The sequence below is a fragment of the Rathayibacter sp. AY1D1 genome (genome assembly GCF_002932635.1).
Lineage (GTDB): Bacteria > Actinomycetota > Actinomycetes > Actinomycetales > Microbacteriaceae > Rathayibacter.
The window spans coordinates 30,732-53,607 of sequence record NZ_PSVY01000012.1; the positions used below are offsets into that span (position 1 = coordinate 30,732).

Consider the following 22,876-nt stretch of genomic DNA (forward strand, 5'->3'; position numbering starts at 1 on the left):
TGGGGAGGGGGCGTCCGGCACGTCCCCCTCGTGTCCGCGCCGTCCGGTCCGCCGGACCCCCCGGAGGCGCATGACGGGCGGCGTCTGCGGGCGCTAGCGGTTCTGCTCGACGGTGCTCGGCGCGGTCCGGTGCGTCTCCGGCGCCTCCGTGCGGACGGGCTCCGCCTCCCCGCTCGCCGCGGCCTCCCGCAGGTACTGCGCCGACATGACGCGGTAGGAGCGGGTGAGCATCGCCGCGCCGGCCGCGATGATCATGACGACTCCGCCGACCAGGAACACCAGCGCGATCCCCCGGCCGATGCCGTCGCCGAGCAGCCCGCCGAACGCCGAGCGCCCGGCCGGCGACTCCATGTACGGGATGAGCGCGAACTCGGCGATCGGGGCGATGAGGAACGACGTGATCGGAGCGGCGGCCGACTCGAACGCCGCCGCGAAGCCGAAGACGCGCCCCTGGGTCTCGAAGGGGACGACCTTCTGGATCACCGTCTGCTCGGCGGCCTCGACCGCCGGGATCAGGGTCATGTAGATCCAGATGCCGCCGGCGTAGAGCCACCACCAGTCGCGGAGGGTGAAGACCGCGCCGATCAGGCCCATCGCCATCACGAGCAGCAGCATCGTCCGGATCGGGTTCCTCCCGAGACCGAACCTCGCGACGAGCAGACCGCCGATGACGAAACCGGTCGCCGTCACTCCGAGCACCACGCCCCACAGCTCGACCGGGAACAGCTCGAGGCCGTACGGGTCCATCAGCGCCATGTAGACGCCGCCGATCAGGTTGTTGAACGTCGAGAAGACGATGAGCGCGAACAGCCCGGTCGCCGCCCGCACCGCGGTGATGCTGCCGCGGAGATCGATCAGCGGCGCCCTCTCCCCCGTCGGTGCGGGCCGGTCCTCCGGGATGCGCAGGAAGAGGAGGTGCAGGAGCGCGGCGGCGGAGAGGCCGATCGCGATCACCAGCGTCCACCCCATGCCGAGCAGGCCGATGGCGAGCCCGCTGAAGACGCTCGTCACCACGAAGGCGAGGCCCTGGACCGTGCCGACGAGGCCGTTCGCGCGGGCGTGCCCCTCCACCGGGACCAGCAGGGTCACCGTCGTGGACAGGGCGATGTTGCGCATGTTCTCGATGACGGCGCCGAAGAGGATCGTGCCCGAGAACACCCAGAACCACGGGGCGCGGAAGTCCAGGAGCGCCGCCTCGGGCAGCGCGAGGAAGAGACCGCCTGCGACGCCGAAGGACACCAGCGTGACCGCGCCGGCGAACACCATGACGCGGAACTTGCGGTGCCGGTCCACGATCGTGCCGAAGGCCATCGCGAAGACCGCGACGAGCAGCATGTAGGCGCCGCCGATGATCCCGGTCGCCAGGACGGAGCGCGTCTCGAGGTACACCCAGAACGTGAGCGCGAACCAGAGGAAGCTCGTCGTCACGTTCGCGACGGCGGTGTTGAGGAGGATCTGGTGGAAGTCGCGGAGCCTCGTCGAGGTGTCGGCGTCGGCTCCGGGCACGGGGGCGGTCGAGGACACGGCTTCCCTCCGCTCGCGACGGCGCCGTCGGTCCCGCGGCGGGAGTCGAGGGTCGTCGCAGCCACTGTAGGACCGCGCCGTCGGCGAGTCGAGAGCGGCCGGGCGTCCGGCGGGGATGCGCTGCCGCCTCCCGCGCGGACGCGGGCGCCGGCCTCCGGGCTGCATCGTCCGCTCCTCCTCGACGGATGCTCCGCGGCTTCACCGTGGACCGGCGCGGCGCCGGCGGGTCAGCGGTGACGATCAGGACGGCGAGCGCCGCGCACAGCACGACGCCGGCCCCTCGGAAGGGAGCCGGCGTCGTGCCCTCGCGGTTCCTGCTACTCGAGCAGCTTGCCCGCGGTGGCGACCTCGCCGCTGATCAGCGCCTGGATCTCCTCCGGCACCGCGGGGATCTCCTCGCGGGTGATCCCCGTGGAGGGCGACCAGACGAGGTTCACCTGGAGGGCCGGGTCGATGTCCGGGTAGTCGCTGCGGTTGTGGCAGCCGCGGCTCTCCCGGCGCTCGAGGGCGGCCTCGAGGGTGGCCCGCGCGGCCATCGCGGCCGACTTGAGGTCGAAGGCGTGGGCGAGGTCCTGGAAGCCGGCGATGTCCGGGTGCACGCCGATGTCGGCGATGCGCGCCTCGATCGCGTCCAGCTCGGCGAGCCCGGCGAGCAGGCCCTCCTCGTCGCGGACGACTCCGGCGTGCTCGGTCATCGTGTTGCGGATCGCGCGCTGCAGGGCGCGGACGTTCTCGGTGCCGTCGGCCGCGAGCAGGCCGGCGATCTCGTCGCGGGCGACCTGGACGGACGCGGCCGAGCGCGTCTGGGCGGTCAGTGAGGCGGAGTACTCCGCCGCCGCCTGCCCGACGATGCGGCCGAACACCAGCAGCTCGATCAGCGAGTTGCCGCCGAGGCGGTTGGCGCCGTGCAGTCCACTGGAGGCCTCTCCGATCGCGTAGAGCCCGGGGACGTCGGTGCTGTGGTCGTCCGAGCGCACCCAGACCCCGCCCATCGAGTAGTGCGCCGTGGGCGCGATCTCGATCGGGTCCTTCGTGATGTCGAGCATCTGCAGCTCGAGCATCGTCTGGTACACCCGCGGCAGCCGGGTCATGATCGTCTCGCGCGGCAGGTGCGAGACGTCGAGCCAGACCCCGCCGTTCGGCGTGCCGCGACCCTCCTTGATCTCGGTGTAGCAGGCGAGGGCGACGCGGTCGCGGGTCGAGAGCTCGAGGCGCTCGGCGTCGTACTTGCCCATGAAGCGCTCGCCGAGGCCGTTGCGGAGGATGCCGCCCTCGCCGCGCGCGGCCTCGGAGATCAGCGTGCCCGCCGCGTTCTCGGGCTCGATGATGCCCGACGGGTGGAACTGGACGAGCTCGGGGTCGCGCAGGCGGCCGCCGGCCTCGACGGCCAGGCGGAACGAGTCGCCCGTGTTCTCGTCGCGGCGGGAGGAGGTGCGGCGCCAGATGCGGTTGTGGCCGCCCGCGGCGAGGATCACCGCATCCGCGTGGATCAGGTAGCGGGTGCCGTCGACGAGGTCGAAGCCGTAGGCGCCGAACACTGTTCCGTCCTCGTTGACGAGGATGCGCGTGACGTACACGGTGTCCAGGATCGGGATCTCGAGCTGGGCGGCCCGGTTGACGAGCGTGCGCTGGATCTCGAGGCCGGTGTAGTCGCCCGCGAAGGCGGTCCGGCGGTAGGTGTGCGCGCCGAAGAAGCGCTGCGAGATGCGGCCGTCGTCCTCGCGGGCGAACGGCATGCCGTAGCGCTCGAGGTCCTGGATGCCGCGGGCGGCGTTGGAGGTGACGATCTCGACCGTGTGCGGGTTGGCGAGCTGGTAGGACTCGGTGATGGTGTCGGCCGCGTGCTGCTGCCAGCTGTCGTCGGGGTCCATCGTGGCGAGGGCGGCGTTGATGCCGCCGGCGGCGAGGGAGGTGTGCGCGTCCGACTTCGAGCGCTTGCCGAGCGCGAGGACGTCGACGCCCGCCTCGGCGAGCTCGATCGCGGCGCGCAGGCCCGATCCGCCGGTGCCGATGACGAGGACGGAGGTGGAGATCCGGCGCTCCGGTGCGGTGGTCTCTGAAGTGGTCATGCCTCCACGCTAGGCACGGCACTTCGATTACTCCAATGCATAATGCTGGGCACGGCCATGCGCATAGGGTATGCATGTGGATCTCGAGCAGCTCACCGGATTCATCGAGGTCGCCCGCCTCGGCAGCTTCACCCGCGCCGCCGAGGAGCTGCATCTCGCGCAGCCCTCGCTGAGCCGCCGGATCGCCGCGCTGGAGCAGGACCTCGGCTCCGAGCTCTTCAACCGGGCGCGTTCCGGCAGCACCCTCACACCGGCCGGGGAGCTGCTGCTGCCGCTCGCCCGGCGCATGCTCGCCGACGCCGGATCGGTGCGCCGCGAGCTGGCCGAGCTGGCCGGACTCGAGCGCGGCCGGGTGCGGTTCGGCGCGACGCCGACGCTCTGCATCAGCCTCGTCGCGGAGGTGCTGCACGCGTTCCACTCCGCGCATCCCGCCGTGGAGCTGCACCTCGCCGAGGACGGGTCGCGGAGCCTCTTCGACCGGCTGGCACGGGGCGAGCTCGACCTGGCGCTGGTGACGACCTCGACCGCGGCCGCTCCCGGCGCCTTCACGGTGACGCCGCTGCTCGTCGAGGAGCTCGTCGTGGTCTCCTCCGCCGCGGAGCCTCCCCTCGCCGCGACCGGTGCGCTCGACCTGGCGGCGGTCGCCCGCCTCCCGCAGATCGTCTTCAACTCCAGCTACGACCTGCGCCGCACGACCGACGCCGCGTTCGCCGCCGCGGGCCTGGAGCCGGACGTGGTGCTGGAGGGCGCCGAGATGGACGCGGTGCTGCGCTTCGCCGAGCGGGGCCTCGGCGTCGCGGTCGTCCCGGCGATGGTGCTGCAGGGGCGCCCGGGGCTGCGCTCGATCCGCCTCGAGGAGCCGACGCTCGAGAAGCCCACCCTGACCCGGACGATCAGCCTTGCGCGCCCGGCGGACCTCGCGCCGACCGCCGCGGCGCGGGTCATGCAGCGCACCATCGCGGCGACCGCCCGCGCCTTCGCCGCCCAGGCCGGCGGAACGATGCGCCTGGCCGACGCCCGCTGACCGAGCTGGGGTCTCGAGGCGCCGCTGCTCGACCAGCAGTACGGCGAACATGCTGATCGAGCAGCCCCGGAGGCGTATCGAGATCTCCCCCGCACGCGCAGGAGCGCCCCCGGCCCCGCAGGGCCGGGGGCGCTCCCCGGTGGTTCAGCCGTGCGCTACGAGCACGGGCGCGCCGCGTACGGAGCGCTCACCTCCGTCTCGACGGGGGCGCCGTTCATCGTGGCCGTGGCCTCGACGGTCACCGCACCGGCGGGCAGGTTCGCCTGACGGGTGGTGAAGGCGTGCGACACGGTCTTGCCGGGCGCCACCGAGGTGAACGACTTCGTGCCGGACGTCGACGTGAAGGTCACGCCGACGGGGACGTCGGAGCCGTTGCTCGCCTGGACGGTGACGATCGCCTTGCCCGCGATGCAGCGGGTCGCCGCGCTCGCCGTGATGTCGAGTGCCGGAGCCGCCTCGCCCTCGGTGAAGGCGAAGGTGTCGAGCTCGAACAGGTCGCCGGAGGGTCCGGAGTAGCTGAAGAACACGTCGTGCACTCCGGTCGCTCCGGTCAGCGCTGCGCTGACGTCGGTCCACTCACCGGTCGTCCCGTTCACCGCGACGGTGCCCGCGACGGGCCCGGTCTCGGAGTCGAGGCGGACGGTGACGGTGCCGCCGGCCTGCAGCGCCTTGGCCTTCGCGGTGAACGTCGCGGCTCCGGTGTCCCCGAAGTCGACGGCCGACAGCGCGGTCCAGTCGCCGTTGTCGAGGTCCTTCAGCACGAGGTTCTGGGTCGCGCCCGCGGCGGGGGTGCCGAGCGGTGCCGTCGCGATGCCCTTGCTCCAGCCGATGGTCTCGGCCGGGAAGGTGCGGTACGGATCGAAGTCCTTCACCTGGTCGACGCCCTTGTAGTCGCCGACCACCTGCTGCACCGTGCCGTCGGCGTTGAACTGCAGCTCCTGGATGTGCGGGCTGCGGTACCCCTGGGTGGTGTCGCCGTTGATCCGCTTGTTGAGCGTCGGCGCGTGGTAGGTGAAGTAGTACTTGCCGCCCAGCTCGAAGACCGACTGGTGGTTGTTGCCGCCGGTGCCGGCTCCGAAGAAGCGGCTCTGGTTCGGGAACATCACGCCGGCGTAATTCTCCTTGGGCCAGGACATCGGGTCGTCCGAGATCATGTAGCCGATCTCGCCGCCGCCCGGGTAGCCGGGCTCGCGGGTCTGGTTGCCGCCGAAGTCGTTGCCGCCGAAGTGGGACGAGTACGAGAGGTAGTACTTGTCCTGGCGCTTGAACACCTGGGCCGCCTCGAACGCGACGGGCGCGTCCACGACGGCGGAAGTGCCCTGGGTCGAGATCATGTCGTCGCCGAGCTCGATCACGCGGATGTTCTTCGGGTTGTTGAAACGCTCGGCCGCGGGGAGCGCGGTCGAGGCGGGTCCGCCTCCGAAGAACAGGTAGCCCTGGCCGTCGTCGTCGACGAGCGGTGCCGGGTCGAACTTCCACGCGACCGCCTCGGCGCCCGGGGTGGACGCGTTGATGAGCGTGGAGGTCCGCTGGCTGGTCCACGGGCCCACCGGCGAGTCGCCGGTGATCACGTTGCTGGAGCCGCCGCCGTTGGCGTAGTAGAGGAAGTACTTGTCGACGCCGTTCACGGTCTTCTTCGCCATGCCGGGAGCCCACGAGTTGCCGGTGTAGGGCGCGACTCCGGTGGAGCCGGCGACCTGGATCTCGCCGTGGTCGGTCCAGTTGACGAGGTCGTCCGAGGAGATCACGGTGATCTGGTTGATCTTGCCGTAGTCGATGCCCGCCGAGACGCCCGTGGCGGGGTTCGGAGCGTAGCCCTGGGTGTCGTTCGTCATGTACATGTACACGCGGCCGTTCTCGACGAAGCCGAAGCCGTCGGCGCCGAACTTCCAGCCCATGAGCGGGTTGTGGTCGCCCGGGATCTTGCCCACGACCTCGATGGTGCGCGAGGCGGGCGCGGGCGGCGCCGCTCCGACCAGCGAGACGTCGTCGAGCTTGTAGTCCATGAGGTGCGTCTCGGGCGCGGCCGAGGGAGTCGCGGTCCACGGCGTCTCGAAGAAGAGGCGCGCGGTCGCGACGCTCTGCCCGGCGGGGATGGTGAACGATCCGTTGATCGTCGCCCACTGCCCCTTCGTGGCGGTGACGCTCGCGAGGTTCGTGTAGGTGCCTCCGCCGTAGTGCATGGTGGCGAAGAACTGCTTGGTCGCGGGGCTCGCGGCGTTCTCGTACTTGATCTGCGCCTTGACCTGGTAGGTCTGGCCGGCGACGACCTTGCCGCTGAGGTCCTGCATGGCGCCCGCGCCGGTGGTCGTGCGGCCGGTGACGAGCGCTGCGGCGGTGCCGGTGCGCGCATCCGTGGTCGTCGCGATGGTGCCGGCGTCGGCGGCGTTGCCGTTGTTGACGAACCAGCTGCTGATGCCGCTCTCGAAGCCGCCGTTGACGATGAGCTCCGCCTCAGCGGCGGACGAGGTCTGGGCGGCGAAGGGGGCCACCAGGAGCGCGGTCAGCGCGGCCGTGGCCAGCAGCCTCAGCCGCAACCGCCCCTTCGGAGCGGCTTCTCGTTGTGGTGATCTCACGGATCCTCCTTGATCGTGTCGTGCAGGAGATCGTCGGCGACGGGTGCCGCTGACGCGTTCGGGGGCGGGGGCGGCCGCGCGGGCCGCCCCCGGAGTGCTCAGCCGCAGGACGCGGCCGGGTGGGGCGCTCTCACCGTGGTCGTCACCGGCTCGCCGTCGAGGGTGGCGGTCGCGGTCACGACCACCTCGGCGGCGGGGACCGAGGCCGCCCGCGTGGTGAAGGCGTGGCTCGTCGTGGCGCCGGGTGCGAGCGCGGCGACCGTCTTCGTGCCGGAGGCGCTCTCCATCCGGAGGGCGACGGGCACGTCGTCGGCGTTGGTCGCCCGCACGGTCACGACGACCTTCCCCGCGATGCAGCGGGTCGCGGCGGCGGCGGTCACGTCGAGCGACGCCTCCTTCAGCGTCCCGAGGCGGGCCAGCTGGTAGCTGAGCGCGCGCTCCGGGGCGTCGATCTGGTTCTGCGTTCCCGCGGTGCCGACCGCCTGCGCCTTCGCGAGGACCGACTGGAGGTCGGACCAGGCGTCGGCCGGGTAGTCGTCGGAGCGGAGCGTCGCCGCGTGAGCGACGGCCGCGTCGAGCTGCGAGCGGTCGAGCGCCTTCCCCTCCGAGGAGAGGGTGTCGCTCAGGAGGAACTCGTCGACGTCGACGTGGCCGCCGGCGGTCTTCGTCGCGTAGCTGAACAGCCCGAGGCGGTGGCCCATGAAGTGCGTGAGCTGACCGTCGAGGGTCTGCGGGCCGACGCGGCTGCCGAGCTTCGTCCAGCTCGTCCCGTCGAGGCTGTACGAGAAGGTCGTCCAGAGCTGTCCGGCCGGGGCCGAGAGCTCGAGGTCGGCCTTCAGGCGCACCTGCGAGGCGTCGCCGAGGGCGGCGGTGGTGCCGGGGAGGAAGGACTCCACGGCCGCCTGGTCGAACGTGGTCGCGAACGGCTGGCTGCGGTTCACGACGCCGACGGTGGTGACGCCGTCCACGCGCTTGACCGCGACGTAGGAGAAGCCGCGGTTGTAGGCCGCGAGGCCGGCGACGTCGCCGTCCTTCATCCCGGAGACGTCGAACGCCGCCTCCGCCGACTGCTTCGGAGCCACGATGCGCTGGGAGAGCGTGTTGCGCGCCTCCTCCAGGTACGTCATCTCGGGCGAGCCCGAGAGACGCGTGTGCGCGGCCGTTCCGCTGAGCACCTTCCCGTTGGTGAGGCGGAGCCAGCCCTCGCGCTCGGTCAGCGACCAGTAGCGGTTGTCGGGGGCGTGGTTCCACTGCCAGGGGAGGGCGAGGGTCGAGCCGTTCGGCTCGATCTCGGCGGCCGTCGGGCGCTCGAGGGTGGGAGCGGCGCCGACGAGCGAGACGTCGTCGAGCAGGTACTCGGTGCTCGAGGACGCCGGCTGCGGATTGCCCCACGGCGTCTCGACGGCGAACTTCACGCTGCCGACGTTCGCGGTCTCGGGCACCGTGTAGGTCCCCGTGATCGTCGTCCACTGCCCCTGCGTGACGGCGGCGGAGGCCATCGTCACGGGTCCCGCGCCGAAGTCGGCGCAGAGGTTGAAGCGGACCGACGCGGGGCCGGTCGTGTACTTCACCTTCGCGGACACGGTGTAGGTCACGCCGCGCTGCAGCTTGTTCGCGAGCACCTGGCTCGGGCCTGAGCCGTTGAGCGTGCGGGTGCCCACGCGGAGCGCGGCGGTGCCGGACGCCGGGTCGGTCGTGTCGGCCGACAGCGTCGCGCCGAACTGGCCTGCCCACGGCGCCGTCCCCGACTCCGCTCCCGGGTTCTGGAGCAGCTGCACGCCGAGCAGCGACGCGTCGTAGGAGGGCGCGGGCGGGATCGTCCACGACTCGTCCTGGTAGGCCTTCGCCGGGGCGTCGTTGTCGAAGTCGTCCGAGACGACGATGCTCTTCTGCCGCTCGAACAGCTCCTCCTCGGGGCTGAGGCGGATCGGCTTCGGGAAGCTCCCGCCCACCGGCACCGAGCCGTTCGTCCCGAACGTCGGCCAGCCGTCCTTCCACGTCGCCGGGATGAGCCCGGGGATGCGGCCGGTCGGGAAGCTGTCGCGGAAGAACATGCCGTGCCAGGCGGTCGAGCCGTCCTCCTTCGCGATCGGCACGAGGCTCCCCTGGGCGAACCCGCTGGAGTTCAGCACGCCTTTTCCCTCGTAGGGGTTGCTGCCGTCGGCGGTCGCGTAGCGGCCCAGCAGCTCGGACGAGCGGAACAGCGCCACCTGGCGGCCCTGGCCCGAGGGCCACGTGATGATGACGATGTAGTACTGCCCGTCGATGTACTGCACCTGCGCGCCCTCGAACAGGCCGCCGAGGTAGCCGGCTCCCGGGTAGTCCGAGGTGCGGAGGATGTTCGGGTACTCGGCGACGACGGTCGTCAGGTCCTCGCTCAGCTTCACGGCGCTGGTGGATCCGGAGCCGTAGAAGATGTACGGCGTGCCGCCGTCCGCGTCGTCGAAGAAGAGCGACGGGTCGTGGAAGGCGCGGCCGAGGGCCGTGCGGGTCCAGGCTCCGTCCTCGATGTCGTCGGTCGAGTAGAGGTAGGAGCCGCCGAGGTTGTTGGTGTTGAAGACCGCGTAGTAGCGGCCGTCGTGGTACCGGAGCGACGAGGCCCACTGGCCGTTGCCGTAGGAGTTCTGCCCGTTCCGGAGCGAGAAGCGGTCGCCGATCTCGAGCCGGTCGAAGACGTAGTTGACGATCTCCCAGTTGACGAGGTCGTAGGACTTCATGATCGGGGCGCCCGGGCTGAGGTGCATCGTGGTGCTGATCATGTAGTAGATGTCGCGGCCCTCGTCGTTCTCGGACGCGGGCACGCGCTCGACGCTGACGTCGGGCACGTCGGCGTTCAGCAGCGGCACGGAGTAGGTGCCGTCGCCGCGGTCCGTCGACGTGTAGGAGGCCTTCGGCGACCAGGCGCCGGCCGCGGTCGCCGGAGCCGCGCCGGAGGCGAGCAGGCCCGCCGCGAGGAGGGCGCCGATCGCCGTGGAGGCGACTGCGCGCATCGGGGTCATTCGAACAGCGACAGCGTCAGGACGGAGGAGTAGTCGCCGGGGGCGACGTCGGCCTCGGTCTTCAGGGTGAGGCCCGCGGACACGGTCCAGGACCCGTCCGTCGCGGTCTCCTGCGAGTCGAGCGACAGCGCGAGCAGCTCCTGGTCGAACAGGCCCACGGCGTCGGCACCCTCGTCGAGGATCGTGTCGACCGGGTCGCCCTCGGACACGAGGCCCGACTCGCCGCCGTCCACGAGGACCGGCGTCCAGCCGAGGTGGTCGGAGGAGATGTCCTCCTGGTCCGCGTCGCCGGTGAAGGCGCTCGCCGAGCCGAGGACGTACCAGCCGGCTCCGGCCGGGATCTCGTCGACGGTCCGGGTGTCCGTCACGGTCACGTCGGGCAGCTGCCCCGTGAAGGCGCGCACGGTCGGGGTGGAGCCCTCCTCGGCGAGCGTGGCGGAGGTGCCGTCGATCGACATCGAGAGGGCGCCGGGCTGCTCCAGCTCCTCGATGCTGACGTTCACGTCGACGTCGTCGGAGCCGTACTCGGTGTCGGCGGCCGCAGCCGCGGCGGCGACGCCGGACAGGAGCAGGCAGCCGGCGAGAGCGGCGCCCGAGCGGACGAGCCAGAGGGGTCGGGGGGTGCGTCGCGTGGACATGGTGTTCCTCACTCGATCGGCATCGTCGCCGATCAGGTCGAGCGCCGGACGGCGCGGAGTGGTGGCGCGGCCCGAGGCCGCGAGAGGACGGAGCGCGGCGCAGCCCGAGGGGCGTTCGGCCGCGCCTGGAGCGCAGGACGCGCGGAGAGCGGCGGACGGCTCGTGCGCGGCGGCTTCCACAGCGTGGCCACGCGAGCTCCAGCTCTCGACCCCCTCAGCACTGAGGGGAGAAAGGCTGCCCGACACTCGTCTCTCTCGACTGCTGAGCTTTCCCTCAGCTAGTCTTGCGGGCAATGTTACCGGGAACATTCCCGATTGCAAGGACGTGTTCTCAACCGTCCGGAGCAGCGCAGCGAGGCGATCACCGCGTTCCGCCGCGGCCGGGCGGGGACGGCGGGAGGGGACGAGGATGTCCGCAGGGGCGGCGACGGCGGAGGCCGAGCAGGAGGTCGTGACGACGGAGTGCGCGGAGCGCTCGGGCGTCATCGGCGTGCTCCTGGGCGACTTCGAGCCGTTCGGCACGGAGGTGCTGCAGGGAGTGGCGACGGCGCTCCGGGGGACCCGGTTCGACCTCCTCGCCGGCAGCGGGGCGAGCCGCCGGGGCCGGGCGGGCTGGGAGCAGGAGTCCCTGCGGCGCCTCACCGAGGCGCACGTAGCGGGAGCGATCCTGGTGACTCCCTCCGGCGTGATCCCCTCGTCGGACCTGCCGCTCGTCGTCGTGGATCCGCTGACCGCGCAGACCGAGCTGCATTCGGTGGCGACCGACGACTTCGGCGGAGCGCAGCTGGCGACGAGCCACCTGATCGGGCTCGGCCATCGCCGCATCGGCTTCGTCGCGGGCCGCCCCGACCTGGAGTCGTCGCACCGGCGCGGCGCCGGCTACCAGCGGGCGCTCGCGGACGCCGGCCTCCCCTACGACCCCGCGCTCGTACGGGTCGGCTACTACCGGCACGACCCCTCCCTCGCCGCCGCCCACGAGCTGCTGCTGCTGCCCGACCGCCCGACGGCGGTCCTCGCCGCGAACGACGCCTCCGCCATCGCCGTGATCGAGGCGGCCCGGGCGCTGGGCCTCTCGGTGCCGGGGCAGCTGTCGGTCGTGGGCTACGACGACGTGCCCGACGCCTCCCGGGTGGTCCCCGCGCTCACGACGGTGAGGCAGCCGCTGCACCGCGTGGGGCGCGCGGCCGCCCGGGCGCTCCTGACGCTGATCGACGGCGGGAGCGTGGCCGAGCAGCACGTGCGGCTGCGCAATAAGCTCGTGCTCCGCGGGTCGACGGCGCCTCCCGCCGAGGGCCCGCCGTCCGGCTGACTCCTCCCCCTCCCCCAGCCGGCGGGAATACGCTCGGCGCATGAACCAGCAGCGCACTCCGGTCACGGTCACGGTCACGGGAGCGGGAGGCGCCATCGGCTACGCGCTCCTGTTCCGCATCGCCTCGGGTCAGCTCCTCGGGCCGGACGTCCCCGTCCGCCTGAACCTGCTCGAGATCCCCTCCGGCCTCCGCGCGGCCGCGGGCACGGCGCTCGAGCTGCAGGACGGCGCCTTCCCCCTCCTCCGCGGGATCGAGGCGACGGACGACCCGGCCGCGGCGTTCGACGGCGCGAGCGTCGCCCTCCTCGTGGGCGCCCGGCCGCGCAGCGCGGGCATGGAGCGCGCCGACCTGCTCGCCGCGAACGCGGGCATCTTCGGGCCCCAGGGCGCCGCGTTGAACGCGCACGCCGCCTCCGACATCCGCGTGCTGGTCGTCGGCAACCCGGCGAACACCAACGCCTGGATCGCGCGGCGCAGCGCCCCGGACATCCCCGCCGGCCGCTTCACCGCGATGACGCGCCTCGACCACAACCGGGCGGTCGCGCAGCTCGCCGCGAAGCTCGACGCCCCCGTCGACGCGATCGAGGGCGTCGCGATCTGGGGCAACCACTCCGCCTCGCAGTACCCCGACGCGACGCACGCCACCGTCGGCGGACGGCCGGTGCCCGAGCTGGTCGACGCGGAGTGGCTGCACACGGAGTTCGAGCCGCGGGTCGCCAAGCGCGGCGCCGAGATCATCGAGGTCCGCGGAGCCTCCTCGGCCGCGTCCGCCGCCTCCGCCGCGATCGATCACGTGCGCGACTGGGTCGACGGCACGTCGTGGACCTCGGCCGCCGTCGAGTCGGACGGCTCCTACGGGGTGGAGGAGGGGCTGATCTCCTCGTTCCCGGTCCGCTCCGTCGACGGCGAGTGGCGGATCATCGAGGGGCTCGAGATCGACGCGCACTCCCGCGCGCGGATCGACGAGTCCGTGCTCGAGCTGCGCGCCGAGCGCGACCAGGCGCTGGCGTTCCTCGCGTCCTGACGCGCCCCTCCCCGTCCTGTCGCCACGGGATGCCACTCCGGTGCGCCTCGCGCGACGTGTCGCGTACCGGAGCGGCATCTCGAGGAGGGGCTCAGCGGCGCTTCTCCGGAGTGGGGAGGGTGCCGGAGGCGCGGGCGGCCTCGTACCAGGCGTGCGCCTCCTCCTGGCGCTCCGCCTCGGCGCCGGTCGCGATCGCCGCGCGCACGTGCTCGGGCCCGTAGCCGAACGACGCGACCAGGTCGGCGGCGTGCGGGCGGATGCGGGCGAGCAGCCGGTCGATGTAGGACGTCACCGCGACCGCTCGCTGCGACGACAGGCGCCCGTGGATGAGGTACCAGTCGAGGTGCTTCTCGATCAGGCCCAGGCCGAACAGGTCGCGGAGCCAGGTGAGGACGGTGCGCGTGCCCGCGTCCTCGACGCCGGCGAGCGCCTCCGTGAACGCCTCCCACTGCAGCAGCTCGGCGTGCGCGCGCGCCGCCTCGATGAGCTCGCTCTGGTGCGCGTTGAACAGGCGGGCCGCCTCGTCGGAGGGCAGCTTCGACGCCGGGCGCAGCCGTGAGGCGATCCCCGCGACCATGCTCTCGACGCGGCCGGTGAGCAGCTCGCGCTGGTCCTCCCGCAGCTGGCCGACCGAGCGGGCCGTCGATCCGCGATCGGCGACGACCTGGGCCAGACGGCGCAGACCCGAGTTGTCGACGGTCGCCCCCGCGACCTGCGAGGCGGCGTACCGCGCCAGCTCCGCGGGCTGGGCGCCCTTGAAGCGGCGTCCGACGTCGGTCAGCAGGCGCTTGGCGACCAGCTGGAGGAGCACGGTGTTGTCGCCCTCGAAGGTCGCGTACACGTCGAGGTCGGCGCGCAGCTGCGTGAGCCGGTTCTCCGCGAGGAAGCCCGCGCCTCCGCAGGCCTCGCGCGCCTCCTGCAGCGTGTCGAGAGCGTGCCAGGTCGAGAGCGCCTTCAGCCCCGCGGCGAGGGTCTCGAGGTCCTGCCGCGACTGCTCGGTGTCGTTCGCGCCGGAGAAGACCTCGTCGAACGCCGTCAGCAGCTTCTCGTGCGCGAAGGCGGCGGCGTAGGTGGTGGCCAGGCGCGGCAGGAGGCGGCGCTGGTGCCGCTGGTAGTCGAGCAGCACCTCCTCCCGCTCGCCGCCGCCGGTGAACTGGCGGCGCTGGTCGCCGTAGGTGACGGCGACCGTCAGCGCGATCTTCGCCGCGGCGACCGAGGCTCCGTCGAGCGAGACGCGGCCCTGCACCAGCGTGCCGAGCATGGTGAAGAAGCGGCGGCCCGGGCTCGCGATCGGCGAGGAGTAGGTGCCGTCGGCGGCGACGTCGCCGTAGCGGTTCAGCAGGTTCTCGCGCGGGACGCGGACCCCGTCGAAGTGGAGGCGGCCGTTGTCGATCCCGTTCAGACCGCCCTTGAGGCCGTCGTCCTCCCCGCCGATGCCGGGCAGGAACGCGCCCTGCTCGTCGCGGATCGGGACGAAGAAGGCGTGGACGCCGTGGTTCACGCCGAGGGTGACCAGCTGCGCGAAGACGACCGCCGCGCGCCCGTCCACCGCAGCGTTGCCGAGGTAGTCCTTCCAGGCCGCGCGGAACGGCGTCCGCAGCACGAACTCGCCGTCCTCGTAGGTGGCGGTCGTGGCGATCGACGCGACGTCGGAGCCGTGCCCGGTCTCGGTCATCGCGAAGGCGCCCGGGATCTCGAGGCTCATGATCCCCGGCAGCCACTTCTCGTGGTGCGGGCGGGTGCCCAGGTGCAGGACCGCGGCGCCGAAGAGCCCCCACTGCACGCCGGACTTGATCTGCAGCGAGGGGTCGGCGGTGACCAGCTCCTCGAAGCCGGCGATGTTGCCGCCGTGGTCGGCCTCGCCGCCGAGGTCGACCGGGAAGGCGCGGTGCACGCCGCCCTCGGCCGCGAGCACGCGCATCTGCTCCGAGACGCGGAGGCGGTGCTCCTTCATCGGGAGGCCGTCGGTGCGGTGCAGCTCGGGGCGGGCGGTCAGAGCGCGGCTGGCGAGGCGCTGCTCGCGCCAGGCGCCGAGCAGGGTCTCGCCGAGGGCGGCGACCTCGACGGCGGGGGCGCCGTCCTCGTCCAGGCGCGCGTCGACCTCGGAGCCGAGGGAGTCCACCGGCGGCGTGGGCGCGATGGAGCCCGAGCGGGAGCGCCGGGCCCGCGTGCGCCCGGTGGCCGCCCGGTCGGCGGCGTCGGCGGCGGAGCGGGGGTGGGGAGCGGTGCTGACCATGGTGTTCGTGTCCCTTCGACCGTCTGCGGTTCGGGCCGCTCCCGGTGCGTCGTGCGCCGACGGGCGCGGCAGCGGAGGCGGTCCTCGCACGGTAGGTCGCGCGGCGGCGCGGCGGAAACGTTCCGTCGCCCGGGCACAAACTGCGCCGGGCGGAGGCGGAAGCGCGTTGTCGGAACCGACCAGGCGGAGGCGGGGCGCCTCGTCTGTGCGCTGGACGGGCTGTCCCTGCCGACGGGAGCGGAGGAGGGGGAGGCTCGTCCGTGTGCTGAACGGACTGTCCCTGCGGGCTGCTTCTGCGGAGGAGGGACGCCGCACCGGAGGCCGCCTCGCTAGTCTCTCGGCATGAGCGAGCCGCCGCTGCCTCCCCCTCCGCCCGCCCGACAGCCGGCGGCCGGGCCGCCCGCGGACGTCGCGGCAGCGCCTCCCCGGACTCCGGGTGCGCCGCCCGTGGACGTCGCGGCCGCGCCTCCCGCGCCTCCGGCCGCGCCGGGATCCGGGGTGCCCCATCGGCGCCCGGTCCGCGTCTGGGATCTGGTGCTGACGATCGTGCTGATCCTCGTGGCCTCCGCGGTGACGCTGCTGCTGTCGTTCTTCGGGCTGTTCTTCGCGATGGCCAGCGACTCGTGCGGCGGATCGAACGCCTGCGACATCGGCCTGATCGAGGGCGGGATGGTCCTCGCCGCAGGAGGAGTGTGGGTCCCGTTCGTCGCGGCGCTGGTCGTCTCGATCGTGTTGCTGGTGCGGCGGCGCATCGCGTTCTGGGTGCCGGTGGCGGGTCTCGCGGTGTCGTTCTGCTGCACGCTGCTCGGCGGGTGGATGGCGTCGACGGGCGCGAACGGCTGAGGGCGCTCGTCGGTGCGTCGGGCCGAGGACGCTCGCGTCGGTGACGAGGTGGGGACGATCGTCGACGCGGACGCCGGGACACGATCGCCCGCGCCGACGCCCGCCTCCGTCGCGGGCGGTGAATCGCGCGCCTCAGCGACGGATCAGTAGCTGTCCCAGCCGGGCTCCCAGTCGGGCTCGTCCGGCGGCACCCAGTCGTCCTCCGGCGGCTGCGCGGCGGACACCGGCGGACCGGACGACTCGCGGCCGAACGAGGGCTTCGCCCCTTGCGAGCGGGACGACCCGCCACGGGCGGCCGGCGCGCGGCGGGGAGCGGGAGCCTCCTCACCGGGTTCCGGGACGGCGATCTCGGGGCTCTCCCCCGCGACGACGGCGAGCACGGCCTCGCCGTAGGTGAGCAGCTTCTTCTGGCCGACGCCGCCGATGATGCTGAGCGCGTCCATCGTCGCCGGCTCGGCGGTCGCGATCTCGCGGAGGGTCGCGTCGTTGAAGACGATGTAGGCCGGGACCGCCTGCGCGCGGGCCTGCGCGGCGCGCCACTCCCGGAGCCGCTCGAACAGCGGCTGAGCCTCGCCCGACAGCTCGGCGACGGTGGACCGCCCGGAGCGGGAGGATCCGCTGGAGCGGGCCGGCTTCTCCGGCTCCTGCCGCAGCTCGACCTTCCGCTCGCCGCTGAGGACGGAGCCGGACGCGGGCGTGAGCACGAGAGTGCCGAAGCCGTCGTCGTTCACGCCGAGCAGGCCCTGCGCGAGGAGCTGGCGGGCGACTCCGCGCCACTGGGTGTCGCTGAGCTCGGCGCCGATGCCCCAGGTGGCCAGGCCGTCGTGCTGGTGCTGAGTGGTGCGCGGCGTGGTCTTGCCGCGGAGGACGTCGATGATGTGTCCGGCGCCGAACTGCTGGTTGCGCTCCCGCTTGAGGCGGACGACCGTCGACAGGAACTTCTGCGCCGCGACGGTGCCGTCCCAGGAGGCGGGCGGCTCGAGGCAGGTGTCGCAGTTGCCGCAGGCGGTGCTCTCCTGGCCGAAGTAGGCGAGCAGGTTCACCCGGCGGCACTGGACCGTCTCGGAGAGCGCGAGCATCGCGTCCAGGTGCGCGGACATCCGCCGACGGTGCGCCAGGTCTCCCGGCGACTCGTCGATCATCCGGCGCTGCTGCACCACGTCCTGCAGGCCGTAGGCGAGCCAGGCGGTGGACGGCAGTCCGTCGCGGCCGGCGCGACCCGTCTCCTGGTAGTAGCCCTCGACCGACTTGGGCAGGTCGATGTGCGCGACGAACCGCACGTCCGGCTTGTCGATCCCCATGCCGAAGGCGATGGTCGCGCAGACGATGACGCCCTCCTCGCGGAGGAACCGCGACTGGGCGGCGGCGCGCACCCGCGAGTCGAGGCCCGCGTGGTACGCGACGGCGTCGAAGCCCGCCGAGCGCAGCGCCTCGGCCGTCGCCTCGACGCTCTTGCGGGAGAGGGCGTAGACGATGCCCGCGTCGTGCGCGTGCTCGCGCCGCAGGAAGTCAATCAGCTGCTTGCGCGGCTCGACCTTGTTGACGATCCGGTACTGGATGTTCGGGCGGTCGAAGCTCGAGACGAAGTGGCGGGCGGCGCCGAGGTGCAGGCGCGAGGTGATCTCGCGGTGCGTCGCCTCGGTGGCGGTCGCGGTGAGGGCGATGCGCGGGACGTCGGGCCAGCGCTCGGCGAGCTCGCCCAGTGCGAGGTAGTCGGGGCGGAAGTCGTGGCCCCACTGGCTGACGCAGTGGGCCTCGTCGATCGCGAAGAGGGCGATCCGGCCGCGGGCGAGGAACTGCTTCATGCCCTCGTTGCCCAGGCGCTCCGGGGCGACGTAGAGCAGGTCGAGCTCGCCGTCGAGGTAGGCGCGCTCGACGCGGCTGCGCTCGCCCGCGTCCTGGGTGGAGTTGAGGAACTCGGCGCGGACGCCGTTCGCGCGGAGGGCGTCGACCTGGTCCTGCATCAGCGCGATGAGCGGGGACACGACCACGCCGGTGCCGGGGCGCACGATGGCGGGGATCTGGTAGCAGAGCGACTTGCCGCCGCCGGTGGGCATCAGGACGACGGCGTCGCCGCCTCCGATGACCTGCTCGACGATGGCCTGCTGCTCGCCGCGGAAGGAGCCGTAGCCGAAGACCTTCTCGAGGATCGCCTGCGCCTCGGAGGATCCGGATCCCGGGGCGCCGCTCGCCGCGTCGCTCCGGACGCCGCCGCGGGACTCCGCCGAGGGGTCGGCGAGCGGCGGGGCGGGGAGGGCTGTCGCGGTGGGCTCTGTCACCCGGGGAACTCTACCCGCCGCCTCCGACGCCGCCCCGGGGGTCCGGGGAACTGTGGAGAAGGGCCGCAGGGAGGGAGCTGGGGAGGCGGCTGCGGGGAGGTCGGGGGTCTTCTGCGGCGCCCGGATCAGAGGTCGGTGAGGGTGCGGGTGTCGCCGTCCCAGAAGCGGACGCCCGCGAGGCCGACGGTGAACGGCTCGCCGAGGAGGGGGACGGCGTCGCCGAGCTGCTCGGCGCGGAGGCGGCGCGAGACGCTGATGTGCGGCGTCCAGGCGTCCGGCAGCGAGGTGTCGACGCCGCCCGGCACGAGGCGCGTGGCCCGGTCGTGCAGAGCGTCGAGGGCGGGCGAGCGGACCACTCCCCAGGCGAGGACGAAGCGCCCGGCGTGCGGGAAGAGGAGGACGGCACCGAGGTCGGCCGTCGCCGGCAGCGGACCGAGCGCGCCCGGCTCCGGGGCGGTCAGCTCGGGCCCGGCGACCAGGGTGAGGTGCGGGCGGTTGCTGGCGGACGTGTGCAGTGCGAGGCTCGGGATGCCGGCCGCCTCGAGCGCCTCCCACTGGCTGCGGACGCGAGCCTCCGACTCCGGATCGAGGAGGACTTCGAGGCTGCGCATGTCCACATTCTGCCGCGGCTCCCGTGTGCGGGCCTTCGCGGGCGCGCGGCCACTCGCGAGTGCGCGCGGTCCTCGTCGGCTCCCGCGAGTGCGCAGGAGTCGTCGCACTCGCAAGCACGCAGGAGTTGTCGCACTCGCCCTCGACTGCGACGACTCTTGGAGACTCGACACTCGTCCACTCGAGCGACCCTCGAGTGCGCAGAAGTCATCGTGCTCGCGCTCGACTACGACGACTCTTGAGTGCTCGGCACTCGGCATTCGGCGCTCCCGCGAGTGTGCAGGAGTTGTCGCACTCGAGCTCGAGTGCGACGACTTCCGCGCACTCGCGGGGGCGGGGAGCGGGGCGGAGACGGGGAGCGGGCGGGCACCGCCCACCCGCGCCCCGCCACCCGCGTCAGCCGATCGTCACGAGGGCGGCGAACAGCTCCGGCGCTCGGCGGTCGACGATCCGACCGCCGACGCGGATGCCCACCAGCGCGAAGACGGTGCCCAGCACGAGGGCGGCCGCCAGTCCGATCAGGCCGAAGGCCGGGTCGCCGCCGATGAGCGAGATCGCGCCGAGGACGATCGACGGGAGCGCCAGCAGGCCGGTCGCGGCCATGCTCCCCAGCATCACGACGCTCGAGATCATCCCGGAGCCCGGCGGCGTCTTCAGCGGGCTGTCCCCCGGCCCGGGCACGGGGTAGACGACGAGCGACGAGGCGACGCTCGACACCCCGAACCCGCTGAGAACGAGGGCCAGCGCCATGCCCAGCACGGCCGGGATCGCGTCGGCGCGTCCCGCGTACAGCGCGGTGCCCACCGCCACGACGACCACCGCAGGGACGCCGATGATCGCGGCGGCGACGACGCGACCGGCGCGGTCGGCCGACCCCGTCACTCCGGAGCTGACGTGCGCCGCCCAGGCGGTGCCGTCGTACGACACGTCGGCGCAGAGGGTCACGCCGAAGATCAGGCCGACGAGCACGGCCGAGAGCAGCACGAAGGTGTCGCCGCCGCTGCCGATCGCGGAGTAGAAGACCGCGAGGACGACGACGGCGGGGATGACGAGGAGCCCGCGGCTGTAGCGCGGGTCGCGCCACCAGTAGCCGAGGGCACGCGCGGCGACGGCGCCGGTCGGGGTGCCGGGGAAGCGCCCGAACAGGCCGAGGCCCGCGGATCCGGAGGCGGAGTGCGCGCCGGACGCGGCGGGCTCCGCGAGCGCGTGCCGCAGCGCCCGGGCCCACGCCCAGACGAGGACGGTCAGCGTCGCGAGCCCGATCAGCAGGCGCGCGATCGCCGCGACCCAGTCGCCCGCGACGACGGATCCGGGGACGGCCCAGATCGCGCCGAGCGGCGACCAGCCGAGGGCGCCCGCGATCACGGGCAGGACGTCCAGGCCGTCGCGGATCACGTTGGTCAGGCCGAAGAAGAGCGGTCCGAGCAGGATGACGACGACGAGCACGACGCCGCCGATCACCTCGCGGTAGCGGCGGCTCGAGCCCAGGCCCGTGGTGAGCGCGCCGATCAGGCGGGACGCGACCACGCAGGTCGCGACGCCGATCACCGCGGCGACGAGGCCGGGCAGGATGCCGATCGGACGGCTCCACCAGGCGGCGGCGGAGGCGAGCGCCCCGAGCGTGGTCACCACGCCGGGGATGCCCGCGAGGCCCGCGGCGGCGAGCCCGAGGAGGAGGGTCCGCAGCGGGATCGGGAAGGTCGCGAGGGTGGGCAGGTCGAGGCTCTGGTCGGAGCCGGACAGGAAGATCGGCCCGAGCACCCAGCCGAGGATCAGAGCGGAGCCGCCGAGGACGATCGCGACGTTCGCGAACGCCGGGTCCGTGCCTCCGAGCGCGACCAGGCCGGCCGCGACCAGGCCGAGCACCGCGATCGCGTAGAGACCGCCGAGGATCACGCCGATCAGCTGCCACACGTTCCGCGTCAGCGAGTTGCGGAGCAGGAGCAGCCGCAGCCTCAGGAGATGCGCAACCATGCCGGTCCCTCCTGGTGGGTGCGGCCGCCGACCAGCTCGACGAAGCGCTCCTCGAGGCTGGAGCCGGCGCGGACTTCCTCGAGGGTGCCGGAGGCGAGCACGCGGCCGTCGGCGATGACGGCGACCCGGTCGCACATCCGCTCGACGAGGTCCATGGAGTGGGACGAGACGATGACCGTGCCGCCCGACGCGACGAAGCCGGTCAGGATGTCGCGGATGTTCGCCGCCGAGACCGGGTCGACCGACTCGAACGGCTCGTCGAGCACCAGGAGGCGCGGGGCGCGCACGAGCGCGCAGGCGAGCGCGATCTTCTTGGTCATGCCCGCGGAGTAGTCCACGACGAGCGTGCGGTCGGCCGGATCGAGGCCGAGCAGGGCGAGGAGGTCGTCGGTCCGCTCGACGACGACGGAGCGCTCGAGCCCGCAGAGCAGGCCGTAGTAGGTGACGAGCTGGAGACCGGTGAGGCGGTCGAACAGCTTGACGCCGTCGGCCAGGACGCCGATCAGCCGCTTCGCCTCGAGGGTGTCCTTCCAGACGTCGACCTCGTGGATCGTGACGACGCCGCTGTCGGGGCGGAGCAGGGCCGTGGCCATCGAGAGGGTCGTCGTCTTGCCCGCGCCGTTGGGGCCGACGAGCCCGAAGAAGGACCCGGCGGGGACGTCGAGGTCGATGTCCTTCACGGCCTCCTTGTCGCCGAAGCGCTTGCGGAGGCCGCGGATCCGCAGGGCGACCTCGCCGTGGCGGCCGGAGGCCTCGGGGGCGGCCCACGCGGGGGTCGCGGGGTCGGTGCGCGCGGAGTCGGTGTGCTCGGCAGCGGTGCCGTCGGCGGCGGTGCGCGCGGCGGCGGTCTCGGTATCCGTGCCGTCCTGGGGAATGCCGGGGGGCGTCGTCCCGTCCATGTGTGTCCCTTCCGGGCCGCGGTGGGCGGCCGCTCCTCCACCCTAGGCAGGCGCTGCGGTCGGGGCATCCGTCCCGCGATGGAGTCAAGCTGAACGCGCCGGCGCGGCCCCGGCGGCTCGACGGGGCGGGGCGGGAGCACGGCCGCCTACGCTGGCCCCATGCCCACGCTCCTCCTCGTCCGGCACGGACGCACCACCGCGAACACCGCGGGGATCCTCGCCGGACGCACCGCCGGAGTGCGGCTCGACGACGTCGGACGCACGCAGGCGGCGCGCACCGGGGAGCGGCTGGCGGCGGTCGAGCTCGCGACCGTGGTGTCGAGCCCGCTCGAGCGGTGCCGGCAGACCACGCGCTTCGTCCTCGAGCGGCAGACGGGATCGCCGGCGACCGTGATCGACAAGGGCATCACCGAGTGCGACTACGGCGACTGGTCGGGGCGCTCGCTGCGGGATCTCGCGACGGAGCCGCTCTGGGCGACGGTGCAGAACCAGCCCTCCGCGGTGGTGTTCCCCGGCGGCGAGGGGATGCTCGCGATGCAGGCCCGGGCCGTATCGGCGATCCGGCGGCACGACGCGGCGGTGGCGGAGGAGCACGGGGCCGGCGCGGTGTGGGCGGCGGTCAGCCACGGAGACACGATCAAGGCGATCCTCGCGGACGCGCTCGGCATGCACCTCGACCTGTTCCAGAGGCTCAGCGTCGGACCGGCGTCGGTGTCGATCATCCGCTACGGCGCGGGTCGGCCCGAGGTCGTCGCGATGAACACGGACGCCGGGGACCTGGGCTGGCTGCGGAAGGCGGCCCCCGTGGCGGACGCCGCCGTGGGTGGCGGGGCGGGGCACGAGTAGGCGCGGGTTCGGGAGGGCCGCTTCAGG

The 22,876-nt window shown here is 73.1% G+C and carries 15 protein-coding genes; 5 read left to right on the forward strand and 10 right to left on the reverse strand.

All coding sequences use genetic code 11. The features are described from left to right. Positions 1-93: 93 nt before the first annotated feature. Together C5C56_RS09740 and C5C56_RS09745 are read right to left on the reverse strand one after the other, a co-directional pair. The gene (locus tag C5C56_RS09740) at positions 94-1,524 is read right to left on the reverse strand and encodes an MFS transporter (protein WP_374953805.1); all 1,431 of its coding nucleotides are present in this window, start codon (positions 1,522-1,524) and stop codon (positions 94-96) included. Positions 1,525-1,841: 317 nt separating this feature from the next. Beyond that, positions 1,842-3,593 (reverse strand): L-aspartate oxidase, encoded by a 1,752-nt coding sequence (locus C5C56_RS09745; protein WP_104247858.1) that lies wholly within the window; start codon positions 3,591-3,593, stop codon positions 1,842-1,844. 70 nt (positions 3,594-3,663) lie between these two features. Here C5C56_RS09745 and C5C56_RS09750 point away from each other — a divergent pair, with 70 nt between their 5' ends. After that, positions 3,664-4,617 (forward strand): LysR family transcriptional regulator, encoded by a 954-nt coding sequence (locus tag C5C56_RS09750; RefSeq protein ID WP_104319489.1) that lies wholly within the window; start codon positions 3,664-3,666, stop codon positions 4,615-4,617. A 155-nt stretch (positions 4,618-4,772) separates the two neighbouring features. On the opposite strand, the gene C5C56_RS09755 is transcribed toward C5C56_RS09750, so the two are convergent. From C5C56_RS09755 to C5C56_RS09765, 3 genes are all read right to left on the reverse strand, one after another. Further along, positions 4,773-7,193, reverse strand: coding sequence for a family 43 glycosylhydrolase (locus tag C5C56_RS09755; RefSeq protein WP_219812654.1), 2,421 nt, complete (start codon positions 7,191-7,193; stop codon positions 4,773-4,775). A 98-nt stretch (positions 7,194-7,291) separates the two neighbouring features. Then, positions 7,292-10,183 carry a family 43 glycosylhydrolase gene (locus tag C5C56_RS09760; protein WP_258065649.1) on the reverse strand — a complete coding sequence of 964 codons (2,892 nt, stop codon included), beginning with the start codon at positions 10,181-10,183 and terminating at the stop codon, positions 7,292-7,294. Positions 10,184-10,188: 5 nt separating this feature from the next. Then, positions 10,189-10,830, reverse strand: a complete 642-nt coding sequence (locus tag C5C56_RS09765) for a hypothetical protein (RefSeq protein ID WP_104233676.1) — start codon at positions 10,828-10,830, stop codon at positions 10,189-10,191. Between the two features lie 409 nt (positions 10,831-11,239). Here C5C56_RS09765 and C5C56_RS09770 point away from each other — a divergent pair, with 409 nt between their 5' ends. Next, the gene (locus C5C56_RS09770) at positions 11,240-12,139 is read left to right on the forward strand and encodes a LacI family DNA-binding transcriptional regulator (protein ID WP_104226034.1); all 900 of its coding nucleotides are present in this window, start codon (positions 11,240-11,242) and stop codon (positions 12,137-12,139) included. A 40-nt stretch (positions 12,140-12,179) separates the two neighbouring features. After that, positions 12,180-13,163, forward strand: coding sequence for a malate dehydrogenase (locus C5C56_RS09775; protein WP_104224379.1), 984 nt, complete (start codon positions 12,180-12,182; stop codon positions 13,161-13,163). Between the two features lie 91 nt (positions 13,164-13,254). Here C5C56_RS09775 and C5C56_RS09780 read toward each other — a convergent pair whose 3' ends face one another. Beyond that, positions 13,255-15,399: an acyl-CoA dehydrogenase gene (locus C5C56_RS09780; RefSeq protein WP_104319491.1), complete on the reverse strand. Its 2,145-nt coding sequence runs from the start codon at positions 15,397-15,399 to the stop codon at positions 13,255-13,257. Positions 15,400-15,741: 342 nt separating this feature from the next. Here C5C56_RS09780 and C5C56_RS09785 point away from each other — a divergent pair, with 342 nt between their 5' ends. Beyond that, complete coding sequence (locus tag C5C56_RS09785; RefSeq protein WP_219813884.1) at positions 15,742-16,242, forward strand: DUF6264 family protein; 501 nt, start codon at positions 15,742-15,744, stop codon at positions 16,240-16,242. Positions 16,243-16,385: 143 nt separating this feature from the next. Here the strand turns inward: C5C56_RS09785 and recQ are convergent, their stop codons facing one another. The 4 genes from recQ to C5C56_RS09800 all read right to left on the reverse strand — a co-directional run bounded on the left by recQ (position 16,386) and on the right by C5C56_RS09800 (position 22,003). Further along, entirely contained in the window at positions 16,386-18,521 is a 2,136-nt protein-coding gene (gene recQ, locus C5C56_RS09790; RefSeq protein WP_181132675.1) for a DNA helicase RecQ, read from the reverse strand. 125 nt (positions 18,522-18,646) lie between these two features. Continuing rightward, positions 18,647-19,132, reverse strand: coding sequence for a 2'-5' RNA ligase family protein (locus C5C56_RS17840; protein WP_104226039.1), 486 nt, complete (start codon positions 19,130-19,132; stop codon positions 18,647-18,649). A gap of 394 nt (positions 19,133-19,526) precedes the next feature. Then, positions 19,527-21,104 (reverse strand): transporter, encoded by a 1,578-nt coding sequence (locus tag C5C56_RS09795; protein WP_104319492.1) that lies wholly within the window; start codon positions 21,102-21,104, stop codon positions 19,527-19,529. Then, the gene (locus C5C56_RS09800; protein WP_104319493.1) at positions 21,086-22,003 is read right to left on the reverse strand and encodes an ABC transporter ATP-binding protein; all 918 of its coding nucleotides are present in this window, start codon (positions 22,001-22,003) and stop codon (positions 21,086-21,088) included. Before C5C56_RS09800 ends, C5C56_RS09795 begins: the two co-directional genes overlap by 19 nt. A gap of 159 nt (positions 22,004-22,162) precedes the next feature. Here C5C56_RS09800 and C5C56_RS09805 point away from each other — a divergent pair, with 159 nt between their 5' ends. Then, a complete protein-coding gene (locus C5C56_RS09805) occupies positions 22,163-22,849 on the forward strand; it encodes a histidine phosphatase family protein (RefSeq protein ID WP_104226042.1) in 687 nt (228 codons plus the stop codon). The last annotated feature ends 27 nt before the right edge of the window (positions 22,850-22,876 follow it).

Coding starts and splice junctions, on each gene's coding strand:
- C5C56_RS09745 (WP_104247858.1), bottom strand. CDS start 3,593: ATGACCACTTCAGAGACCACCGCACCGGAGCGCCGGATCTCCACCTCC.
- C5C56_RS09750 (WP_104319489.1), top strand. CDS start 3,664: ATGCATGTGGATCTCGAGCAGCTCACCGGATTCATCGAGGTCGCCCGC.
- C5C56_RS09760 (WP_258065649.1), bottom strand. CDS start 10,183: ATGCGCGCAGTCGCCTCCACGGCGATCGGCGCCCTCCTCGCGGCGGGC.
- C5C56_RS09765 (WP_104233676.1), bottom strand. CDS start 10,830: ATGTCCACGCGACGCACCCCCCGACCCCTCTGGCTCGTCCGCTCGGGC.
- C5C56_RS09770 (WP_104226034.1), top strand. CDS start 11,240: ATGTCCGCAGGGGCGGCGACGGCGGAGGCCGAGCAGGAGGTCGTGACG.
- C5C56_RS09775 (WP_104224379.1), top strand. CDS start 12,180: ATGAACCAGCAGCGCACTCCGGTCACGGTCACGGTCACGGGAGCGGGA.
- C5C56_RS09780 (WP_104319491.1), bottom strand. CDS start 15,399: ATGGTCAGCACCGCTCCCCACCCCCGCTCCGCCGCCGACGCCGCCGAC.
- C5C56_RS09785 (WP_219813884.1), top strand. CDS start 15,742: ATGAGCGAGCCGCCGCTGCCTCCCCCTCCGCCCGCCCGACAGCCGGCG.
- C5C56_RS17840 (WP_104226039.1), bottom strand. CDS start 19,132: ATGCGCAGCCTCGAAGTCCTCCTCGATCCGGAGTCGGAGGCTCGCGTC.
- C5C56_RS09795 (WP_104319492.1), bottom strand. CDS start 21,104: ATGGTTGCGCATCTCCTGAGGCTGCGGCTGCTCCTGCTCCGCAACTCG.
- C5C56_RS09800 (WP_104319493.1), bottom strand. CDS start 22,003: ATGGACGGGACGACGCCCCCCGGCATTCCCCAGGACGGCACGGATACC.
- C5C56_RS09805 (WP_104226042.1), top strand. CDS start 22,163: ATGCCCACGCTCCTCCTCGTCCGGCACGGACGCACCACCGCGAACACC.